This window comes from Streptomyces sp. NPDC037290 (genome assembly GCF_055603245.1).
In genome coordinates this window covers 38,000-61,143 of the sequence record NZ_JBVJVZ010000018.1, presented here as the reverse complement: position 1 = coordinate 61,143, position 23,144 = coordinate 38,000, and the positions used below count along the sequence as shown (strand labels likewise).

The 23,144-nt window shown below is 70.9% G+C and carries 7 protein-coding genes; all 7 read left to right on the top strand.

The annotated features are described in order from the left end of the window. The first annotated feature begins 314 nt into the window (after nucleotides 1-314). The 7 genes from ACZ7HQ_RS36720 to dpgA are packed head-to-tail and all read left to right on the top strand — an operon-like array spanning nucleotide 315 to nucleotide 23,128. On the top strand, nucleotides 315-6,785 hold the full coding sequence (locus ACZ7HQ_RS36720) for an amino acid adenylation domain-containing protein (protein WP_470999507.1): 6,471 nt from the start codon (nucleotides 315-317) through the stop codon (nucleotides 6,783-6,785). Nucleotide 6,786: 1 nt separating this feature from the next. Further along, the gene (locus tag ACZ7HQ_RS36715; RefSeq protein ID WP_470999504.1) at nucleotides 6,787-7,524 is read left to right on the top strand and encodes an aspartyl/asparaginyl beta-hydroxylase domain-containing protein; all 738 of its coding nucleotides are present in this window, start codon (nucleotides 6,787-6,789) and stop codon (nucleotides 7,522-7,524) included. Nucleotides 7,525-7,553: 29 nt separating this feature from the next. Then, a complete protein-coding gene (locus ACZ7HQ_RS36710; protein WP_470999502.1) occupies nucleotides 7,554-12,056 on the top strand; it encodes a type I polyketide synthase in 4,503 nt (1,500 codons plus the stop codon). Continuing rightward, a complete protein-coding gene (locus tag ACZ7HQ_RS36705; RefSeq protein WP_470999500.1) occupies nucleotides 12,053-19,537 on the top strand; it encodes an amino acid adenylation domain-containing protein in 7,485 nt (2,494 codons plus the stop codon). The genes ACZ7HQ_RS36710 and ACZ7HQ_RS36705 overlap by 4 nt, the downstream gene beginning before the upstream one ends. 11 nt (nucleotides 19,538-19,548) lie before the next feature. Beyond that, complete coding sequence (locus ACZ7HQ_RS36700) at nucleotides 19,549-20,721, top strand: phosphopantetheine-binding protein (RefSeq protein ID WP_470999498.1); 1,173 nt, start codon at nucleotides 19,549-19,551, stop codon at nucleotides 20,719-20,721. 20 nt (nucleotides 20,722-20,741) lie between these two features. Further along, entirely contained in the window at nucleotides 20,742-22,037 is a 1,296-nt protein-coding gene (locus ACZ7HQ_RS36695) for an aminotransferase-like domain-containing protein (RefSeq protein WP_470999642.1), read from the top strand. Further along, nucleotides 22,034-23,128, top strand: a complete 1,095-nt coding sequence (gene dpgA / locus ACZ7HQ_RS36690; protein ID WP_470999496.1) for a 3,5-dihydroxyphenylacetyl-CoA synthase DpgA — start codon at nucleotides 22,034-22,036, stop codon at nucleotides 23,126-23,128. The genes ACZ7HQ_RS36695 and dpgA overlap by 4 nt, the downstream gene beginning before the upstream one ends. Nucleotides 23,129-23,144 lie beyond the last annotated feature (16 nt).

The window sequence follows — 23,144 nt, the reverse complement described above, 5'->3', positions numbered from 1 at the left end:
AATCCGGATTCTTCCAGACGTGCCCCATGGTCATCAAGCTGGTGGTCAAGTTGGTAAATGTGCAGGTGAGGCGGCTGACCCCGGGATGTTTCTGTGTAGGTTGCATCCCTTTCTTGGCTGTCTGGAAATCGCCCTATGGTGGGCCGAGGGGGCCTTGATAGCGTGATCAGTCGGCGTGGGTTGACGGCCCTTCGGCGGGCTTCCCGGTGGTCCCAGAAATTTCCGGTTCATTTATTCGTGGTAGCTTCATCGACTGCTTTGGCGCATTCTTGGTGCTGGGTTGGCTACGAACTGAGGAATTTGATGGAATGCGCATGTCGGTAGGAGTTCCGGGTTCTGGTGGGCGGTCGCTTCCGACGCGGCCGGAAAGCGGCTGGGCCCCGCTGACGTATGCGCAGCGGGCCATCTGGCGAGCCGAACAGGTACGGCCGGGCAGCGCGCTGCACAACGAGAGCGCCGCCTTCCGTCTGAGCGGAGCACTCGACGCTGACCGATTGGTGCGCGCGCTGACCGAGGTGACCGGCCGGCATGAATCCCTTTGCTCCTGCGTCGTCGACGGCCCCGACGGCGAGCCGGTGCAGCTGTTTCCCGGTACTCCGCCCACCCAGGTGGAGCAGGTCGATCTGACTGACCAGCCCGGCCCGGAACGCGAAAGCCGACTGGCCGAGCTGATCAATGCCGCCACGACCGCTCCGTTCGAGTTGAGCCGGGCCCCGCTGACGCGGATGCTGCTGTTCCGCGTGGCGGCGGACGAACATGTGCTGCTGCTCGTAGCCCACCACATTGCGGTCGACGCCTGGGCCTTCGGCGTGTTTCTCGACGAAGTGGCGGCCCTCTACACGACGCCGTCGCGTTCCCTGCCGGACGCGCCCGGGCTCGGGGACTACGCGACCTGGCAGTACGGGGAGTTCGACGCCGGGCGGCACCTGCAGTACTGGCACGGACGCCTCGGCGCCGAGGTCCCAGCGGTGGACTTTCCTGCTGCGCCGGCCGGCGTTGACACCTCGCCGCACGAGAGTCGCGGTCGAGTACGCGGCGCGCTGCACGAGTTCACGGTTCCGGCGGATCTGGCAGCCGGCCTCGCGGAGCTGGGGCGTGCGGAATTGGCCAGCCTGTCCACCGTGGTGCTCACGGCGTTCTGCACCGTCGTCGGTCGCCGCACCGGAAGAGACAGCCTGAATGTCGGCATGCCCGTGGCCACCAGGAGCCGCCCCGGCCTCGCCGGCGTCGTCGGCCCCCTCCTGAACGTGATGGTCCACAGGGCGGATCTCGATGCGCAGTTGACCTTCCGCGAGGCCCTGCGCCGAACCAGGGCCACCCTGAAGGAGGATCTGCGGCACCGGGACACCCCGCTCGACCTCGTCCTCCAGGACCTCGGTTCCGAGGCGGAGTCGGTCTTCCAGCTGATGTACGCCTTTCACAGCGGCCCGGCCACCACCCTCGACCTGCCCGGAGTCAGCGCCGTCCCGCTGTCGACGCACAGCGGCACCGCCAAGCATGACCTGTCGCTCTTCGTCCGTCCCCGGCCCTCCGGCGCCCTGGATCTCAGTCTGGAGTACCGGACCGCAACGCTCGACGACGCGACGGTGGACGACCTCGCCCGGTCATTGCTGTGTCTGCTCCGCGCCGTGGTCGAGGACGCCGAACGTCCCCTGACCCGATTGCCGTTGCTCACGCGACAGGAACATCGGCGCATCGTGGAGGAGTTCAACGCCTGCGCCCAGGAGCCTCCGTCGTGGGGTGCCGTACCGGAGGTGCTGCGGGACATGGCGCTGCGGGACAAGACCGCGTCCGCCGTGCGCTCCCCGGGAACGGTGCTCAACCGGGGCGTGGCCGACTCCGTCGGCGACCGGGTGGCCGCCCGGCTGGCCGCATGGCACGCGGTGGGGCGCGGCGACCGAGTGGCCTTGCGCGTGCGACGCGACGCGATGCTCGTCCCGCTGGCGGTCGGGGTGTGGCGGGCGGGGGCCGTACTGGTTCCGCTCGACGAGGCGTTGCCCCCGGAGCGCGTCGCGCACATGCTCAGCGACAGCGGGGCGAAGGCGGTCATCATCGACGGACCGGACAGCGCGTCACCCGAGATCCCCAGCGGGGTCGCGGAACTGGCCGCCGCCGCCCTTCTGGCCGACGGCGAAGGCGGCTACGTGCCGTACCCGGACGGGCCCGCCCCGGAGGAGCCCGCCTACCTGATGTACACCTCCGGATCCACTGGTACGCCCAAGGGCGTTGCCGTGACGCACGGCAATCTGGCCAACCTGCTGCACAGCGTGGTCCGTGAGCCCGGCATCGCAGCGGACGATGTCCTGCTGGCCGTCACCTCCGTGGGTTTCGACATCAGCATGCTGGAACTGTTCGCGCCGCTGACTGTCGGCGGACAGGTCGTGGTCGCACCCCGTGAAACGGTGCGTGACGCCGACGCACTCGCGGCCCTGCTGACCGACAGCGGCGCCACCCTGATGCAGGCCACCCCTTCGCTGTGGCGCGCCCTGCTGGACTCCGCCGTCCTGCCGAGCCGGCCCGGACTGCGGGCGCTGTGCGGCGGCGAACCGCTGGACGCCCGCCTGGCCGCCCGGCTGCTCGAGTGGTGCGGCGAAGTGTGGAACATGTACGGCCCCACCGAGACGACCATCTGGTCCACGGCCGGCCGCGTCGCCAAGGGAGAGCCCGTGACGGTGGGCCGTCCGGTGGGGCGCACCGTGTGCTACGTGCTGGGCCGCGACAACCAGCCCGTACGCCCCGGCAGCGTCGGCGAGGTGTTGATCGGCGGCGCCGGAGTGAGCGCCGGATACTGGAACCGGCCCGACCTCACAGCCGCCGCCTTCGTCCAGGATCCGGTGAACCCGCACGGGGGCCGCGTCTATCGCACCGGTGACCTGGGACGGTATCTGCCCGACGGGCGGATCGTCATCCTCGGCCGATCCGACGAACAGGTGAAGATCCTCGGCCACCGCATCGAACTACGGGAGATCGAGGCGGCCTTGGAGGGCCATCCCGCGGTACGGCACGCGGCCGTGGTGGCGGACCGCGCCACGGAGGGCCCGCCACGCCTGGCGGCCTTCGTGATGACCGGCACCGACGGGGGCGAAACGCATCTGCAGACGCAGCTGCGGCAGTGGCTGCGCCAACGCCTGCCCACCGCGGTGGTGCCCGGCACCCTCGTCGTCCTGCCCGAACTGCCCCTGAACACCAGCGGCAAAGTCGACCGCCCCGCCCTGGTCCGCATGGCCCGTGGCACGACACCCGAACCGTCCGGTGCCGAACCGGCCGGCCCCCTCGAACGCACGGTGGCTGACCTGTGGGCCGAGGCCCTGGGCATCGCCCCCGAAGGCGTGCGCATGGCGGATGACTTCCTCACTGCCGGCGGCAACTCGCTGGGCGCCACCAGACTCCTCGCCCGGGCGCGGGCTGCTCTGGGCGGCGCACCGTCGCTGGCCGCCTTCTACCAGGACCCTACGCCGGCGGCCCTGGCGCGGGCGGCAGCCGACGCCGTCGCGCCCGTGACCGAGGCGGCGGCTGACTCCGCGCCCGGTGGACCTGTCCCGCTCACCGACCAGCAGCGCCAACTGTGGCTGCTGCACCGGCTGGCCCCCGACTCGCCCGCCTACAACCTGGCCGCCTGCGTGCGCCTCGACGGGCCGGTGGACACCGCCGCACTCGAAGCCACCCTCCGTGACCTCGCCGCACGTCACGAGATCCTCACCGCCCGGTGCGACTTGCACCAGGGCCGACCGGTATGGTGGCCCGCACCCCACATCCCTGTACCGCTGTCCCTGCTGGACGCTCCCAAGACGAGCGGCGAAGCGCAGGACGCCGTTGAGGCACTGGCCCGGACGGAGGCGGCCCGCCCGTTCGACCTGTCCACCGGGCCGCTGATGCGGGTGCACGTGGTGCGTCTTGGCGATGGCGGTGACGTACTGCTTCTGTGCGCCCACCACATCGCGGTGGACGGCTGGTCCGCAGGCGTGTTGCTACGCGACCTCACCGCGCTGTATGCGCACCACACCGGCATCGCGGCCGCCCCGCCCCCCATGTCTGCCGGCTTCTCCCGGTACGCCACCGTTGCCACCGCACCCTCGGGTGAGGCGGCGCGTGCGGAGCAACTCGCGTACTGGGGCACCCGGCTTGAGGACTACTCGGGAGTGCTGCATCTGCCCATCGAGCAGGAGCAGAGCCAGGATGGCTCGCTGCCCGCTTCGCTCCCGCAGGAGCTGACCGCCCGACTCCGGCAGACGGCTGCACACCTGCGCGTTACCCCCTTCGCCCTGCTGCTCACCGCGTTCGGGGCGCTGCTGGGACGCTGCACCGGGGCGGACGACGTGGTCGTCGGGGTGCCGGTGGCCAACCGGGACCGGCCAGAACTCGACGCGGTGGTCGGCTCGTTGGCCAACCTCCTTCCTGTGCGTCTGGATCTGTCCGGCTCCTGCACCTTCGCCGAACTGGCCGTCCGCACCGCCTGCGCGTTCGCTCGCGATCTCGACCACCCCCTCGTCCCGCTGGACCAGTTGGTGTCCCGTCTCGGGCTCGACCGCTCCTCGGCCCGGACACCGCTGGTCCAGGCGACGCTGACTCTGCAGGACGCGCCGCCCGCCGAACTCGCGCTGGGCGATGCCCGGGGCCGACTGGAACCATTGAACACGGGAGCGATCAAGTACGAGGTGGCGCTCTCCCTCGACGAGTACGCCGACCGGCTGGACGGACATCTCGAGTTCGCTGGCAGCCGGTTCAGCCCGACATCCGCCGGCCGCTTCGTGACCCACCTGCTGGCCCTGCTGACGGCCGGACTCGACGACCCGCACCGCTCCCTGGACACGGTGGACCTGACGGACGACATGCAGCCGGATCCCCGGCCGGTGCGGCCGCGTGGCGCCGCACGCCGCGACTACGCACTGCCGGTGCACGAGGTGTTCCGGCGGCGTGCCGGGCGCGATCGCGACGCGGTGGCGGTGCGCCACAAAGGCATTGCGGTGGACTACGGGAACCTCGACGACTGGAGTGACCGCATCGCGGGCCGGGCCGCCGAACTGGGCGCGCAGCCGGGACGGTTCGTAGCCCTCCTGTTGCCCACAGGACCGATACAGCCCGCCGCAGCGCTGGGGGTGGCGAAGACCGGAGCGGCCTTCTGCGCGCTCGCTCCCGGCGATCCCGGCCCTCGGCTGTCCGAACTGCTCACGGATGCCGATCCCGTCTGTGTCCTCGCCACGCAGGACGCTCTGACCGCCCATCCGGACCTGTGGGACCCGACCGACCGCAGCTTCGGCGGTGTACCGGTTCAGGCCCTGGCGGAGACCGTCCCTGACACGTCATCCTTGGCTCCTGTTCCGCGGGCTGCAGTCACGGGTGACGACCCGCTGTGCCTGGTGTACACCTCGGGCTCCACAGGTGTTCCCAAGGGCATCGTGCTGCCGCACGCCACCTTCACTCAACTGGCCGACTGGGAACGGGAGTACTACGAAATCGGCCCGGGCGGCCGGGTGGCGCAGTGGGCCCCCTTCACCTATGACGCTGCCTACTCCGACATGTTCGCCGCACTGTGTGCCGGAGCGACGCTGTGCATCGTGCCCGAGGACCGGCGCCGCGACCCGCTCGCGGTCGCTGAATGGCTGCGGGCGGAGCGCATCACCAGGCTCGGGACGGTACCGGCCTTCTTTCAGTTGATCACCGAGGCGCTGGAGAGCACCGGCGCGTATCTGCCGGATCTCGAACATGTGCAACTGGCCGGCGAGGCCGTACCCCCAAGGCTCGTGGAGACGTGGGCGCACCGCCCCGACCGGCCCCGACTGCACAACCTGTACGGTCCGACCGAATGTGTGATCGCCACCTACCGGGAGTTGGCTCCCGAGGAGGTGTTCCCGGCCTCCGTACCCATCGGAGTGGCCATCCCGGGCCGGCAGGCACTGGTTCTGGACCACCGTGGCAGGCCGTGCCCGGTCGGCGTCCCCGGGGAAATCCATCTGCGCAGCGACTTCCTGGCCGGCGCCTACCACCGGCGGCCCGAGGAGAGCGCCCGCGCCTACATTCCCGACCCGTGGGAGTCCGGCGGCACGCTGTACCGCACCGGTGACCTCGGCCGTTGGTCGGCGTCGGGCGAACTCGCCTTTGTCGGGCGGATCGGCAGCCAGGTCAAGGTGCGGGGCAGCCGCGTCGAGCTGGAAGGCATCGAGGCCGTCCTCGAAAGCCACCCCCTGGTACGTGAGGCGGCCGCGACCGTGCACCAGGTCGGCGGCACGCAGCGACTGGTCGGGTACGCCGTCGCCGACCCGGGAGTGCGCGCGGACCAACTGCGCGCCCACCTCGCCGCTCGACTGCCGGCGCCGGCGGTCCCGGATACCGTGATGCTTTTGGAGGCGCTGCCCCGAACCCGCAGCAACAAGCGGGACCGCGGCAGGCTGCCCCTGCCCGAAGCACCAGCGGCCGCGGAGGGCGCGCCCCTCGCCGGTGTCGAGCAACTCGTCGCCGACGCCTGGCGGGAGGTGCTGGGCGGCGGCCCGGTGGGACGGCACACCAACTTCTTCGAGGCGGGCGGCGATTCGCTGCGGGCGGCACGCCTGCAACTGGAGCTCAACCGCCGACTGGGCCGACGGATCCCGCTTGTGGACCTGTTCGCCCGGCCGACCATCGCGCAGTTCACCGAGGGCCTGACAAAGGCCGGGGTCGCTTCGCCGGGGACGGACGCCGACGAGCCGCGCGGCGCACGCCGGCGGGCCGCGGTGCGCGCCCGCGCACGGGCCCGTGGCCCGGCCGACGACAAGGGCGCACCGACACGAGCACCGAGAGGGAGTTCCTGACGTGGACATCGACGGCGTGCTGGCGGAGCTGCGGCAGACCCTTGGTTCGCAGGGCCTGGAACGGGTCGAGGAGTGCCTGCGCATCCTCGTAGGGCAGAGCATCCCCGAGTATCTGCACGACGACCAGGAGCCTACCCGGCTGTTCTTTCCGGAAATCAGCGCACTGCCCTGGCACGACACCGGCAACCTGGCCTGGGCAGCCGAGATGGAGGCGGCATACCCAAGCATCCGAGCCGAGTTCCTCGCCCTCCGCGAAGCACATGCGGCCTTCGCCCCCTTCGAGGACTTCTACACCAAGGAACTCGGCTGGCAAGGCTGGGACACCTACCAGCTGTACCGAAACGGGACCTGGCGGGACGAGGCGCGGAGGCGGTGCCCCGCAACCCGCCGGGCCCTGGACGCCACCCCGCACGGTCCCCGGGACGCCATGTTCACCGTGCTCAATCCCGGAGTCCACATCACCCCGCACACCGGCGGGGTCAACCTCCTGCTCACCGCGCACCTGCCGCTCGTCGTCCCGCCCGGCTGCGGCATCAAGGTCGGCGAGGAGGAACGCGGCTGGGAGGAGGGCAAGGTCATCCTCTTCGACGACAGCTTCATCCACGAGGCCTGGAACCGCGGCACCCGGCAGCGGGCCGTCCTGCTCTGGGACATCTGGCACCCGGACCTGACCCCGGTCGAGATCCGGGCGCTGGAAATCCTCATGCCCCGCTTCCAGCGCTACCTGATGGCCGTCTGACACCCCCCACGACATCCACGGAGCCGACATTGAACGCATACGCCCAGGCCCCGGAGAGCCCGGAGGACACCGACGGCCGGGTCGCAATCATCGGGATGGCCGGGCGCTTTCCCGGCGCCGATTCGCCGGACGCGCTGTGGGAGCTGCTGGCCTCGGGCCGCGAGGTGCTGAGCCGCTTCACACCGCAGGAACTGCGCGCCGACGGAGTGCCGGACGCGGATGCGGCACAGCCCGGCTATGTTCCGGTCAAGGGCATCCTTGACGACATTGCAGGTTTCGACTCCCCGCTGTTCGGCTACAGCGGCCTCGAGGCCTCCGTCATCGATCCCCAGCAGCGGATCTTCCTGGAGTGCGCCTGGACCGCCCTGGAGGACGCCGGCTGTGATCCGGACCAGTACCCGGGAACGGCGGCGGTGTTCGCGGGCTCCATGCTCAGTACCTACCTGATCCACAACCTGCTGCCGCGTACCGACGTGAAGGCCTCGCTCGGCATACCCATGATCTTCCAGGGGAACGCCCCCGACGGCCTCGCGCCGAGGGTCGCCTACAAGTTCAATCTGCGCGGTCCGGCGGTCAACGTGCACACCGCCTGCTCCACCTCGCTGGTCGCCGTCCACCAGGCCGTGCAGAGCCTGCTCTCGCAGGAGTGCGACCTGGCGCTCGCCGGTGGTGTCTCGGTGACCGTGCCCCATCGCTCCGGCTACCTGCCTGCCGCGAGTGGCATCGAGTCGCCCGACGGGCACTGCCGCCCGTTCTCGGCCGCCGCCAACGGCACGGTCTTCAGCAACGGGGCCGGCGTGGTCGTCCTCAAGCGGCTGGCCGACGCGCTCGCCGACGGCGACCGGGTACACGCCGTGATCCTCGGCTCCGCCGTCAACAACGACGGCGCCCAGCGGGCCGGCTACACGGCACCGGGAGTCGCCGGGCAGACCGCGGTCATCCGCGAGGCGCTGTCAATGGCCGGGGTGAGCCCGCGGACCATCGGGTACGTAGAGGCACACGGCACCGGCACGCCGATCGGCGACCCGATCGAGGTAGCCGCGCTCACCGCGGCCTACCGGGCGGCCGCGCCCGACGAGAGCGACCGGGCCTGGTGTGCGCTCGGTTCGGCCAAGGCCAACCTCGGTCACCTGGACGCGGCGGCCGGAGTGACGGGTCTGATCAAGACCGTTCTGACGCTCGTGCACCAGCAGATCCCGGCATCCCCGCACACCGGGCCGCACCACCCCGATCTGGCACTGGCCGACAGTCCCTTCTTCATCCCCGGTGAGCCGACTGCCTGGCCGTCGGCCCACGGGCCCAGGCGGGCCGCCGTCAGCTCGTTCGGCATCGGCGGCACCAACGCCCATGTGATCCTCGAAGAGGCCCCGGCGCCCACCCCGCGCCCGCCCTCCGTGGCTGTGGACCTCCCGTTGGCACTGCCGCTGTCGGCCCGCACGGAAACCGCGCTGGACGCCCTGACGGACCGCCTCGCCGACCACCTGGCAGCCGACCCGCAGCAGCGCATCGACGACATTGCCCGCACCCTGCGCTCGGGACGTCGGCAGCTGCGCCGCCGACGGGTTGTCGTCGCATCCGACACCGCCACGGCGGCCAGGGCACTACGCGGAGCGGACCGGCGGGCCTGCGTGGTGGGGACCAGCACGCGCGACGACGCCCCGGTCGGGTTCCTGCTCCCTGGGCAGGGCGCGCAGTTCCCCGCCATGGCCGTCGGACTGCACCGTGCACATCGCGTCTTCCGGGCCGCCCTCGACGAGTGCGCTCGCCTGCTCAAGCCACAACTGGGCATCGATCTGGTCGAGTTGCTGCGCACAGGGAGCGAGGGTGAACTGCGCCGCACCTCCGTCACCCAGCCCGCCGTCATGTCCGTCAGCTGGGCTCTGAGCCGGCTGTGGGACCACTGGGGAGTCCGGCCCGAAGCGCTGCTCGGGCACAGCCTGGGGGAGTACACCGCGGCGCTGCTCTCCGGCGTTCTGGAGCTCCCCGACGCCCTGGCCCTGGTCTCGGCGCGCGGCAGACTGCTCGAACGGACCGAGCCCGGCGGCATGATCGGTGTATCGCTGCCCGAGGCCGACGCGCTGGAGGTCGCTGCGCGGTTCGGGCTCGACCTCGCGGCCGTCAACGGGCCGCGGGCGGTCGTGCTGTCCGGCCCCGCGCGGGCCGTGGACCGGGCGATGGACGCACTGGCCGAACAGAGCGCGTACCCGGTACGCCTGGGCGTCGACCGCGCATTCCACAGCGCCCTGTGCGCGTCGGCCGCGGAGCGGCTCGCCGAGGAGTTCGCCACCCTCACCCTCAAAGCGCCCCGCATCCCCTTCGTCTCGAACGTGACGGGTGACTGGATCTCCGCGGAGCAGGCCGTCGACCCGGATTACTGGACGCGGCAGATGTGCTCCCCGGTCCGCTTCCACGACGGGCTCCGCACCCTCGCCTCGCTGGACGACGGCCTCGTTACGGTCGAGACCGGGCCCGGGAGCGTGCTCACCGATCTGGTCCGGGCTGCCCGGAACACCGATGCCGCACCGCACCACGTGGCCCGCCCGCCGTTGCCGCAGCGCGGACGGAGGTCGGACGCGGACGAGCCCAGCGGGGCGGTCCTGTCACTGGCAGACCTGTGGACCCGCGGCGTCGCCGTCGACTGGGAGCCGCTCGGCGACGACGCACGGGTCACCACCCTGCCCGGATACCCCTTCGAGCGTAAGCCCCACTGGATCGAACCCTGCCCGCCCGGTGGGCCGCTCGCCAAGGAGCCTCCTGCCGTTGGGGAAACGGAGCCCGTTGACGCCATACATGCCAGGACCGTGTGGCACCCGCTGCCTGCACCCGACGAGGCCCCCCTCGGCGGCCGACGGTGGACCTGGCTCGTCCTGCTCGACCGCGAAGGCCGGGCCCAGCCCCTGGTGGATCTGCTCACCAGCCGCGGACAGATCGTCACCGTCGTACAGCCTGGCACGGTGTATCGCAGGGTCCGCCGGGGCGTCTACGAGATCGACCCGGACGACCAGGCCCAGTACAACAAGCTTCTGGCGGACCTGCGATCGCTGGTACGGACGCCCACCGCGGCCCTCTACGCCTGGGGCCTGGACACCGTCGGCCCGGACGAGACCGACGGCTACTTCGGGCTTGTCCGGCTCGCCCGCGCCCTGTCAGCCGAACGTGTGGTCAACGAGGTCCGGATCGGCATCCTCACCTCGGGCGCGCTGCAAGCCGACCCCGCGGACCGGCCCGACCCCCGGGCAGCCCTGCTCAGCGGCCCGGCGCAGGTGCTGCCCGAGGAATACGGCAACCTGCTCTGCACCCAACTCGACCTGCCGCGTGGTCACTTCCCCGACGCATCTGACGCGGCGCTCCTCGTCGCCGGCGCACTCGCCGCTCCGGGTGGGCTGGTCGCCCTGCGCGCCGGCCGACTGCTCGGCCGCGCGGTCGAACGCGTGGACCGCCCGGTTCCCGGCTCTGCGCCCGGCCGCCTGCGCCACGGCGGCACCTACCTGATCACCGGCGGTCTCGGCGGCATCGGCCTGGCGCTCGCCCGCCACCTGGCACGCGTCTGCGCTGCCCGTCTTGTCCTGCTCAGCCGCAGAGCGCCCGAGGAGCACGGTGCGGAGGCGGCCGATGCCCTGCGGGAACTGCGGGCGTCCGGCGCCGAGGTCCTCACCGTGCAGGCGGACGTCACCGACCGGGCGGCGCTGGCTCGCGCGCTGGACCTGGCCCGTGAACGGTTCGGACCCATCGACGGTGTCGTGCACGCCGCCGGTGTCCCCGGTGGCGGCTCCGTCGACCTGCGCACGGACGAGCAGATGCGGGCCGTCATCGCACCGAAGACCACCGGCGTGCGCAACCTCCTGGCCGAACTGCAGCCCGCCGAGGCAGGGCTTCTCGTCCTCTGCTCCTCGCTGGCCACTCTCGTACCCACCTACGGCCAGGCCGACTACGCGGCCGCCAACTCCTATCTCGTCGCGGTCGCCGAGTCCCAGAACACCACGGGACCGCGCCATGCCGTCGCCGTGGACTGGGACATGTGGGGTCAGGCCGGCATGGCGAGCCGGGCCCAGGTGCCGGCGGACCTCCGGGACTTCCAGCAGACCATGCTCGCCGGCGCCCTCACTACCGAGCAGGGGACCCGGGCCTTCTCGGCCCTTCTCCAGGGGCCTGGCGGCAGGGCCGTCGTGGCTCGTGCCGGGACCACCGTCGCCGCCGACGGCACCGTTGCCTTCGCTCCCGCGCAGGCACCGCACCTCACGGCCCGGCAGCCGAGGCCCGAACTGTCCACCGCCTACACAGCCCCGCGGACCCGCACCGAGCAGTGGCTCGCGGAGGTCTACGCCGAACTGCTCGGCGTGGAACAGGTGGGCGTCCACGACGACTTCCTCGAACTGGGCGGCCATTCGCTGCTCGCCGCGCGGATCGTGGCCAGACTCCGGGCAGAGTTCGAGGTCGAGGTGCCGGCTCGGGTGTTCTTCGAGGGCGGCCGTGTCTCGGACCTCGCCGCGGAAGTCGAAGAGCTGATCCTCACCGAAGTGGAGGGACAGTGACAGCCTCTCCCCACAAGCCGCGGGACACCGGCGGCCAGGAGCGGAACGACCGGCTGGCCCGGCTCAGCCCGAAACAGCGCGCCCTCTTCGAAGCACGCCTGAGCGGCCGCGGTGGCGCCCAGCACGAGCAGCCGACCGACGGACCGGTGCCCCGCAGCGACAGGGACGCGCCCGCACCGCTGTCGGCGGCCCAGGAGCGGCTGTGGTTCCTGGAGCAGCTCAATCCTGGCCAGGCCATGTTCAACGAGTACGTAGCCCTGCGGCTGAACGGGGCGCTCGACGTGCCGGCGCTGGACGCCGCCCTGACTGCTCTCACGGTGCGCCATGAAGCCCTGCGTACCGTGGTCGTGCACAGCGGTGGCTCTCCGCAGCAGCGGGTCCTCGAACCCGTCGGCTCCGTGCTGCGGATCGTGGAGCTGGACGCCGGCAGGGGCGACGCACCGGACGCCGAACAGGAAATCGCCCGGCAGGAGGCGGGCCGGCCCTTCGACCTGGAACAGGGCCCGCTCTTCCGAGCCCTGCTGATCCGCTCGGGACCGCAGCGCGCGCTGCTCGTGGTGGTGAACCACCACATGGTGGGCGACGCCTGGTCGAGAAGTGTCCTCGTGGATGATCTGTGCGCCGCCTACCGTGCCCGCCTGGACCACGACCTCGAGCCCCGGCCGCTTCCCCTCCAGTACGCGGACTGGGGGGTGTGGCAGCGCTCCCGGACCACCAAGGAGGCGATGGCTGAGCCTCTGGCCTATTGGCGACGGCGGCTGGACGGTGCCCCGGGCCTGCTGGACCTGGCCACGGACCGCCCGCGCCCGCCCCTGCCCTCGTATCGCGGCGGGCAGGTGCGCTTCGTCCTGGACACGGAACTCACCGAAGCGGTCGATGCCACGGCCCGCGCGCTGCGCGCCACGCCCTTCATGGTGACCCTGGCCGCCTGGCAGGCCGTCATGATGCGCCACTCCGGGCAGGAGGACGTCGTCGTCGGGGTGCCGACAGCGGGCCGCGACAGGCCCGAACTGGAAAACCTCGTCGGCATGTTCGTCAACAGCGTGGTGGTGCGTACGGACCTGTCCGGCAACCCTTCCTTCGCCGGTCTCGTCGGACGGGTACGCGAATCCGCCCTCGGGGCACTCGCCCACGCCCAGGTGCCCTTCGAACAGGTCGTGCGTGAGCTGCAACCAGAGCGCGACCTCAGCCATGGCCCGCTCTACCAGGTGCAGTTCGGTTACCGGAACGTACCGGCGCGCCAGTTCTCCCTGCCCGGCCTGACCGTGGAACAGGTCGAGCTCCACAACGGCACCTGCCGAACCGATCTCAGTCTGGAATGCGGACGGGACGGCGCGAACACCGCCGGAATCTGCGAGTACAGCAGTGACCTGTTCGACGAGGCCTCCGTCCGCGGTCTCGTCGACGCCCTGCTGCGCGTGCTGCGCCACGGGACGGCCGACCATGATCTCCGGCTGAGCGAACTGCTTGCACTCACCGACGAGGAACGCGCGCAACTCGACGCCATGGGCCAGGGTCCGCAGCTGCCCACCGACGCGACCGACGTCGTCGACGCATTCGCCGCGACGGTACGCGCCCGTCCGGACGCCGAAGCCCTCGTCACCGTGGACGGCACCGCCCGCCTCACGCTCACCTACCGTCAGCTGGACCAGCTCGTGGACCGGCTCCTTGGGCGGCTGCGTGCCGCCGGGGTGCACCCCGGAGACCGGGTAGGGCTGTACCTGCGGCGAGGACCCGAACTGCCCGCCGCCATGCTCGCCGTACTCCGCGCCGGGGCGGCCTACCTGCCGCTGGACCCCGATTATCCCCTCGCACGCACCCAGTACGTGCTCGACGACGCCGCCCCGACCACCGTCCTGGTGCACGCCGCCACCCGCGGCGTACTCGCCGACGACGTACCGCAGCTGGACGTGGACGTGGCCGAGGCGCCCACCGGGGCAGCCGAGAGCCGGCCCTCGGCGGCGCCCGATCCGGAAAGCGCTGCATACGTCATCCACACCTCGGGCTCCACCGGCACCCCCAAGGGCGTGGTGGTCAGGCGCCGCAACCTGAGCGCCTTCCTGGCAGCGATGGACCAGGCAGTCGGTGACAGCGACGAGCGCCCGACGTGGCTCGCGGTGACCAGCGCGTCCTTCGACATCTCCGTACTTGAGCTGATGTGGACCCTCAGCAGGGGACACCGTGTGGTGCTGAGCCCGGACCCCGGACCCCGGACCCCGCCCATACCTGCCAAGGCACCTGAGTTCAGTCTCTTCTACTTCGCGAGCGACACGGAGGAGACCGCACCCGGGCCCGACCGGTACCGGCTGTTGATGGACGGGGCACGGTTCGCCGACACTCACGAGTTCAGCGCCGTGTGGCTGCCCGAGCGGCACTTCCACGCCTTCGGCGGCTCCTACCCGGCCCCCTCGGTACTCGCCGCGGCGGTCGCCCAGGTCACCGAACGGGTCGGGATCCGGGCCGGCAGTGTCGTGATGCCCCTGCACCACCCGGTGCGTGTGGCCGAGGAATGGGCCGTGGTCGACAACCTGTCCGGCGGACGAGTCGGACTGTCGTTCGCCTCCGGCTGGCACATCGACGACTTCGTCCTGGCCAAGAACGCGTACGACCAACGGCAGGCCCTCACGCTCGAAGGCATGGACCAAGTGCGCCGGCTGTGGCGCGGCGAACGCGTCGCCTTCCCGGCGCCCCGCGGCGGCACCCTGGACACCGCGGTACTGCCCACCCCCGTGCAGGCGGAACTGCCGTACTGGCTCACTTCCTCAGGAAACCCGGAGACCTGCCGCCGGGCCGGCGAGTCGGGCGCGCGCCTGCTGACGCATCTGCTCGGACAGGACGTGGACACGCTCGCCGAGCGGATCAGTGAGTACAAAGGGGTCTGGCGGCAGGCCGGTCACCCGGGCGAACCCCACGTCACGGTGATGCTGCACACCTACATCGGGGCCGATGCCGCCGACGTGCACGCGGTCGCCTGGCAGCCATTTCGCGCCTATCTGCGCTCCTCGATCGGGCTGATCGAGAATCTGGCCCGCAGCCTGGGCATGGACCTCTCCGCCGCCGACTTCACCCCGCAGGACGAGGAGGCCCTTCTCGACCACGCCTGCGCCCGCTATCTCAACGACGGCGCGCTCATCGGAACCCCCGAGCAGTGCCTGCCCCTGGTCCAGCGGCTCGGTGCCATCGGCGTGGACGAAATCGCCTGCCTGCTCGACTTCGGCGTCCCCACCCAAGCCGCCCTCGAGGCGCTGCCCCGGCTGAACGAACTGCGTCGCCGGGCCGCCCGCCATCCGGCCACCGCCCCCGCCGCGGTCACCCCCCACCACGCCTTCGACACCTCGCTCACCAGCCTGATCCAGGAATTCGGCGTCACCCACCTCCAGTGCACCCCCTCACGGGCCAGGGCCCTGCTCGACGAACCGACGCCCGAGGCACTGCGCCCGCTGCGCCGGATCCTGCTCGGCGGTGAGCCCCTGGACGTCGAACTCGTGCGGCGGCTGGCCCGGCACACCGACGCGGAACTGCGGAACATGTACGGGCCCACTGAGACAACCGTCTGGTCCACCAGCGACATCGTCGACCCCGGCAGCCCGGCCGTCACCATCGGACGTCCCATAGCCGGAACGACGGTCAGCGTGCTCGACCCGCACGGACGACGGACACCGATCGGCGTATCCGGGGAGCTGTACATCGGCGGTGCCGGAGTGAGCGCCGGATACCTGGACAGGCCGGACCTCACTGATGAGCGTTTCGTACCCGATGCCCGGGACCCGGACGCCAGAATGTACCGGACCGGTGACATCGTCCGCATCCGTAGGGACGGACGACTCGAGTACCTGTCGCGCAACGACCAGCAGGTGAAGATCCGCGGCTTCCGCGTCGAGACGGGAGAAGTGGAGGCGGCACTGGCCGGCGTACCCGGCGTCCGCCAGGCGGCGGTCACCGTGTGGGAGCCCGAGCCAGGCGACCGGCGGCTGGTGGCCCACCTCGTACCCCGGCCCGGTGCTGCGCTCGACGTGGCCGCCGTGCGCAGTCAGGTTTCCGCCCGGCTGCCCGGCTACATGGTCCCTTCGGCCCTGACCGTGGTCGAGGCGCTGCCGCTGACGGCCAACGGAAAGCTCGACCGGGCGGTACTGCCCGCACCGACCGCCCTGGCACCGAAGCGACGCCGGGCTCCCGGGACCGCTCGCGAGCACATCCTGCAGGGGCTGTTCGCCGAGATCCTCGGCCTGCAGGACGTCGGGATCGACGACGACTTCTTCTTGCTGGGCGGCCACTCGCTGCTGGCTGTCCGGCTCGTCAACCGCATCCGCGCTGTCGTCGACGCGCAGGTCGAAGTACGCGCTCTGTTCGAGGCCCCCACCGTGGCCGGACTGGCCGCGCGCCTGGGCGAGCCGACCGGCCGGCCGCGTCCGAGGCTGCGGCCGGTGGTCCCCCGCCCCGAACGGCTGCCGCTGTCGCCGGGGCAGTGGCGCCTGTGGTTCCTGGACCGGCTCGAAGGCACCAGCGCCCTCTGGAACGACCCGATGGTCACCCGGCTCCAGGGCGAACTCGACGTGGCAGCACTGCGTTTCGCCCTGAACGATCTCGTGGAGCGGCACGAGAGCCTGCGCACGGTGTTCGCGGAGCACGATGGCGAACCGGTCCAGCGCGTGCTCGCCCCGGAGGAAGCCGGCGCGGACGTAGGCCTCACTCGCTGCGCACCCGACGAGGTGGCACAGGTCGTGGCGGCAGAGAGCACCCGCCCCTTCCGGCTCGACCAGGACATCCCCATCCGCCTGCACCTGATCGAGTACGGGCCCGGCGAGTACACGCTGGTGATGGTGCTGCACCACATTGCCATGGACGGTACCTCCATGCGCCCGCTCCACCGCGACCTGGCCAGGGCCTACGCCGCCCGCCGCGAAGGACGCGCACCTGGCTGGGGACCGCTGCCGGTGCAGTACGCGGACTACACGCTGTGGCAGCGTGAACTGCTGGGCGATGAGGGGGACGACGACAGCGAGGCCGCACGTCAACTCGCCTACTGGCGAAGGACATTGGCCGGAATCCCCGACGAGCTCAACCTGCCCGCCGACCGGCCCCGCCCGGACCGGGCCTCGCACCGCGGGGAGGCACTCGAACTGTCCATCAGCGCCGCCACGCACCAGGGCATGCGCGAACTGGCCCGGCGGCACAACGCGACCACATTCATGATCTTCCAGGCCGCGCTCGCCACCACCCTCACACGGCTCGGCGCAGGCCCGGACATCCCGCTGGGCACGATCACCGCGGGGCGCGGCGACGAGGCGCTGGGCGACCTGGTCGGATTCTTTGCCAACACGCTGGTCCTGCGCACCGACACGTCGGGCGACCCGACGTTCTCCGACCTCCTCGCCAGGGTTCGGGAAACCGACCTGGCCGCGTACGACCATGCCGACCTGCCCTTCGACCGCCTGGTGGAAGCGCTCCAGCCGGAACGGACGCTCTCCCGCAATCCGCTGTTCCAAGTCGTCCTGTCCTGGGCCGGGGACACCGGCGGCGACCTCGGCCTGCCCGGACTGCGCTGCACTCCCACCCCCGCCGGCTCCCAGGTCGCCAAGGTGGACCTCGGCTTCCAGATCGACGACCGGACAGCCGACGACGAGGATCCGGGCGGCCTGAGCCTGCTGGTGCGCTATGCCCTCGACCTGTTCGAGCAGGACACGGCACGGGCACTGGGGGAACGTGTGATCCGCCTGCTCGAGCAGGCCGTGGCCGACGCGGACCGGCGGATCAGCGAGTTCGACCTGCTGCTGCCCGAGGAGCGCCGACAGGTGCTCGGGGGGTGGAACAAGACGCCCGCCACTTCGCGCCACGAGGGCACCCTGCTGTCCGCCTTCGCGCAGCAGGTCGCCGCGCGCCCCGACGCCATCGCCGTCGCGTCGGCCGGCACGACACTGACGTACCGACAACTGGACGTTCGGGCGGAGCGGCTGGTCCGCGCGCTCGCCGACACCGGAGTCGGTCCCGGCTCGGTGGTACCCGTCCTCATGGAACGCTCGGCGGACGTCGTGACCGCCTTCCTGGGCGTCCTCAAGGCAGGTGCCGCCTACCTGCCGCTGCACACCGCACATCCCACGGCCCATCTGCGGACCACCCTGACCGACGGCACGTCCGAGGCCCTGCTCGTCGACCGCGCGCTGGCCGGCCACGAACTGGTCGCCGAACAGGAGCGGGCAGGGCGGCACATCCTGCGGGTGGACAGCGAGGCCGACGGTGTTCCGGAGCGTTCCGAAGCTCCGGTCTCCCGACCCGCCGTGGGACCCGCGGACCTCGCGTACGTCATGCACACCTCCGGATCAACGGGAGCGCCCAAGGGCATTGAGATCACCCACCAGGGGGTGGTGGAGCTCGCCCTCGACCCGTGCTGGGAGGTGACCTGTACGGACCGGATCCTCTTCCAGGCGCCGCACGCGTTCGACGGCTCCACGTACGAGATCTGGGCGCCCTTGCTGACGGGCGGCCGGGTCGTGGTCGCCCCGCCCGGCGTGCTGAACGCCGCCCGCCTGCAGGAGCTGATCGAACAACAGGGGATCACTCGGCTCAGCGTCACCGCCGGACTCTTCCGGGTGATCGCGGAGGACGCGCCCGAGGCGTTCCGGGGTCTGGCGGAGGTGACCACCGGCGGGGACGTGATCTCTCCCGCGGCCGTCTCCCGTGTACTGGACGCGTGCCCGGACATCGTCGTGCGTACCACCTACGGCCCCACCGAGATGACCCTGTGCGTCACTCAGCAACCTTGGCGTGCGGGGAAGCGGCCGGGAGCCACGGTGCCCCTGGGCCGTCCGCTGGACAACACCCGGCTGTACGTCCTCGACGAGTGGGACCAGCCAGTCCCCCCGGGCGTGACGGGTGAACTCTGCCTCGCTGGCGCCGGCCAGGCGCGTGGCTACCGCGGCCGGCCCGATCTGACGGCCGAGCGCTTCGTACCCGACCCCTTCGTGGAACCGGGGGAGCGCATGTACCGGACCGGCGACCTCGTGCGCTGGACCCGCAAGGGCGATCTGATCTTCCTCGGCAGGGCGGACCACCAGGTCAAGATCCGCGGGTTCAGGGTCGAGACGGGTGAAGTGGAGGCGGCCCTCGCCGATACCCCAGGCGTGCGCGAGGCCACCGTCGTGGTCGACGAGGACCGGCAGGGAGCAAAGCGCCTGATCGGCTACTTCGTCCCCCACGGCGACAGCACGCCGGACATCGCCGCGATCGCCCGCTCCCTGGCATCCCGGCTGCCCGAGTACATGGTGCCCTCTGCGCTGGTCGTGCTCGAGGCCCTTCCGCTGACGGCCAACGGCAAACTCGACCGGGCCGCGCTGCCCGCCCCGCCCCTCAGGACGCAGCTCCCCGAGGCCCCCCAGCCCGGACCGCTCCCGGGGAATGCCGAACCCGCGCCCGGTCGGCTGGTCGGTCGCATCCGTTCCGCAATCGAGTCGACACCGGGGTGGCCCGGCAGGCGCCGGAAATAGAGGAGGACAAGGTGAAGATTCGCGGTTTCCGCATCGATACCGCCGCGGTCGAGGCCGCGCTGACACGGGCTCCCGGCGTACGGCAGGCCTTCGTGGACGCTCGCGTGGCCGGCCGGGGAGACACCCGGCTGGTCGGCTACCTGGTGCCGTTCCCCGGCGCGAGGGTCGACCCCGCTGCGGTCAGGACACACGTCCGCGACCGGTTGCCCGAGTACATGGTGCCGTCCGCGCTGGTGGTGCTCGAGGCCTTTCCGCTCGTGCCCAACGGCAAGCTGTGCCGTCACAGGATGCCCACGCCCGACTTTGTCCCGGCTGCCGTCACCCCGGCCCGCACACCGGGCGAGCAGACCTTGTGCACCCTGTTCGCCGAAGTCCTCGGCCGCCCCGAAGTGGGCATCGACGACGACTTCTTCGACTTGGGCGGCAACGAGAAGCAGGCGGCCGAGCTCGCACGGCGGGTCACGGCCGACCTTGACACCGACATGCGCCCGGCCCAGCTGTCCCGCGCCCCCACCGTGGCCGCACTGGGCCAACTCCTGGGCGTCGGCCGGCCTGTGCGGCCACCGCTGGGCCCCAGCCGGTGGCGGAGCAAGGTGAAGATCAACGGCCGTGCGTTCGCGCCGTGCGAGGTCGCGGCCAGCGTGATGTCCACGCCCGGCGTGCGGCAGGCAGCGGTGGCCATCCGAGAGGACCGGCCCGGCGAGCGCACACTGGTCGGCTACCTCGTCCCCGACGACGACACTGCGCCCGACCTCGCCGCGGTCCGCGCGTACCTGAACGGTCAACTGCCCGACTACATGGTGCCGTCGGAGTTCGTCTTCCTGGACAGCATCCCGCTGACCGACAAGGGCACTCTTGACCGCGCAGCACTCCCGGCGCCTGACTACGGACTGTCCACCGCCGGCATCTCCCAGGCTGCCCGCACACCCGGCGAGGAGCTCCTGTGCGGGTTGTTCGCCGAGGTGCTGGACGTGGCCGAGGTAGGGGTCGACGAGGATTTCTTCGAGCTGGGCGGCAACTCACTGCTGGCGATCCGGCTGACAAACCGCATGCGAGCCTCCTTCGGGGTCACCATAGAAGTCAAGGTCGTCTTCGAGGACCGCACGGTGGCAGCGCTGGCCCGTCGCATGAGCAGCGAAAAGCGCACGCAGGACACACCGGCACAGCCCGGGGGACGGCCTTGAACGCACCCGACACGGCGGAGATGAACCTGCTGGACCTGCACGGCTCGCTGGACTCTCCCATCAGCGAATCCATGAACTTCCTGAACGAAGTGGCCCATCGCTACCCCGACGCCATCTCCTTCGCGGCGGGCCGCCCCTACGAGGGTTTCTTCGACCTCGATGCAGTCCACCGCTACCTCGACACCTTCCGCAAGTACCTGCTCGCCGGGCCCGGTGCCGACGAGGCCCAGGTTCGGCGCACCCTTCTGCAGTACGGGCGGACCAAAGGGATCATCCACGAACTGATCGCCCGTAACCTGCAGGTGGACGAGGGCATCACCGTGGACCCCGAAGCCGTCGTGGTGACCGTCGGCTGCCAGGAAGCGCTGTACCTGACACTGCGCGCCCTGCGCCGCACGGACCGGGACGCCCTGCTGGTCGTACCGCCCACCTACGTGGGCGCGTACGGGGCGGCGCAGTTGACCGACATGCAGCTGCTGCCGGTCGGGTCGACCGCGGACGGCGTCGACTTCGACGACCTGGAAGCCACAGTGGCCCGCGCCCGAGCACAGGGACTGAGGCCACGCGCCTGCTATCTGACGCCCGACTTCGCCAACCCCACAGGCGTCAGTCTCACTGTGGAATCCCGCCTGGCCCTGCTGCGGCTGGCCGAGCGCCACGACTTCCTGCTCCTGGAGGACAACCCGTACGGGATCTTCCACGGGAACGCGGAGCAACTGCCGACCCTCAAGGCGCTGGACCGCTCTCGCCGCGTCGTCTTGCTGGGGTCCTACGCCAAGTCCGGAATCCCGGGAGCCCGGGTCGGATTCGCCGTTGCGGACCAGAGGGTGGACGGGCCGTCCGGCCGTACGACGTTGCTCGCAAACGAACTCGCGAAGATCAAGAGCGTCCTCACGGTCAACACCTCCCCGCTGGCCCAGGCGATGATCGGCGGCAAACTGCTGGAACACGGGTGCAGTATGCGCGCCGCCAACACCCGGGAGATCGAGGTGTACCGGAACAACCTGCGCGACATGCTGGACGGGCTCGCGGCCCGCTTCCCGCGCGAGCCTGCCTCTCCGGTGTCCTGGAACACACCCGAAGGAGGCTTCTTCCTGCGTCTGACCCTGCCCTTCACGGCGGATGACCGGCTGCTGGAACACTGCGCCCGCACCTACCGGGTGCTCTTCACACCGATGCACCACTTCTACGGGGACGGGCGGCCGCGCCGGCAGATTCGGCTGTCCTTCAGCCATCTGCGACCCGAGGAAATCGAGGAGGGCCTGGACCGGCTGGCGGCCTTCGTTGCCGCGCAGAGAGGGCGGACAGCACATTGATACCCACCGCACACGGTCCGGCGATCCCGGAATCCCCCCTGCGGCCACGCGTCGTCGGGGTCGGCACCGCCGTCCCCGCGACGTCGTACACTCAGTCCGAACTGCTCGACGCCTTCAGGATCGATGACCCGCGCATCCGGTCGGTCTTCCTCAACAGCGCCATCGACCGCAGGTACCTGACCCTGCCGCCCGAGGACCACGACGGCCTGCGCGTCCCGGAGCTGCAGGGCCAGCTGCTCGCCAAACACCGGCGGCAGGCCGTGGACATGGCCGTACGAGCCGTGTCCGACTGCCTCAAGGAGGCAGGTGCCGTACCGGGTGACATCCGCCATCTGTGCTGCGTGACGTCCACCGGCTTCCTCACACCGGGCCTGAGCGCGCTGGTGCTGGCGGAACTGGGAATGGACCTGCACTGCTCGCGGCTCGACATCGTCGGCATGGGGTGCAACGCCGGCCTCAACGCGCTCAACTCGCTCTCCGGCTGGGCGCAGGCCAATCCCAGTCAGCTCGCGGTGATGGTCTGCGCCGAGGCGTGCTCCGCCGCCTATATCTTCGACGGTACGATGCGCACCTCGGTGGTGAACAGCCTCTTCGGTGACGGCGCGGCGGCGATTGCTGCCGTCTCGGGTGAGGCCCCCAGGACGCGGCCCGGGCCGCGCATCCTGAAGTTCGCCAGTGTCATCATCCCCGAGGCCATGGACGCGATGCGCTTCGACTGGGACGACGCACAGAACAGGTTCTCCTTCTTCCTCGACCCTGAAGTGCCCTACGTGGTGGGCGCGCATGCGGAGCGTGTCGTCACCCGGCTGCTGGAGGGTACGGGGCTGCGCCGCAGCGGGATAGCGCACTGGCTTATCCACTCCGGCGGCAAGAAGGTGATCGACGCGGTCATGGTCAATCTCGGCCTGACCCGCCATGACGTCCGCCACACCACCGCTGTGCTGCGCGACTACGGCAACCTGTCCAGCGGTTCCTTTCTCTTCTCCTATCAGCGCTTGCTCGACGAGGGCGTGGTCCGCCCGGGCGATCACGGCGTCCTGATGACGATGGGCCCGGGCTCGACCATCGAGACCGCCCTGGTGCGCTGGTAGCGGCGTACTCGTGACG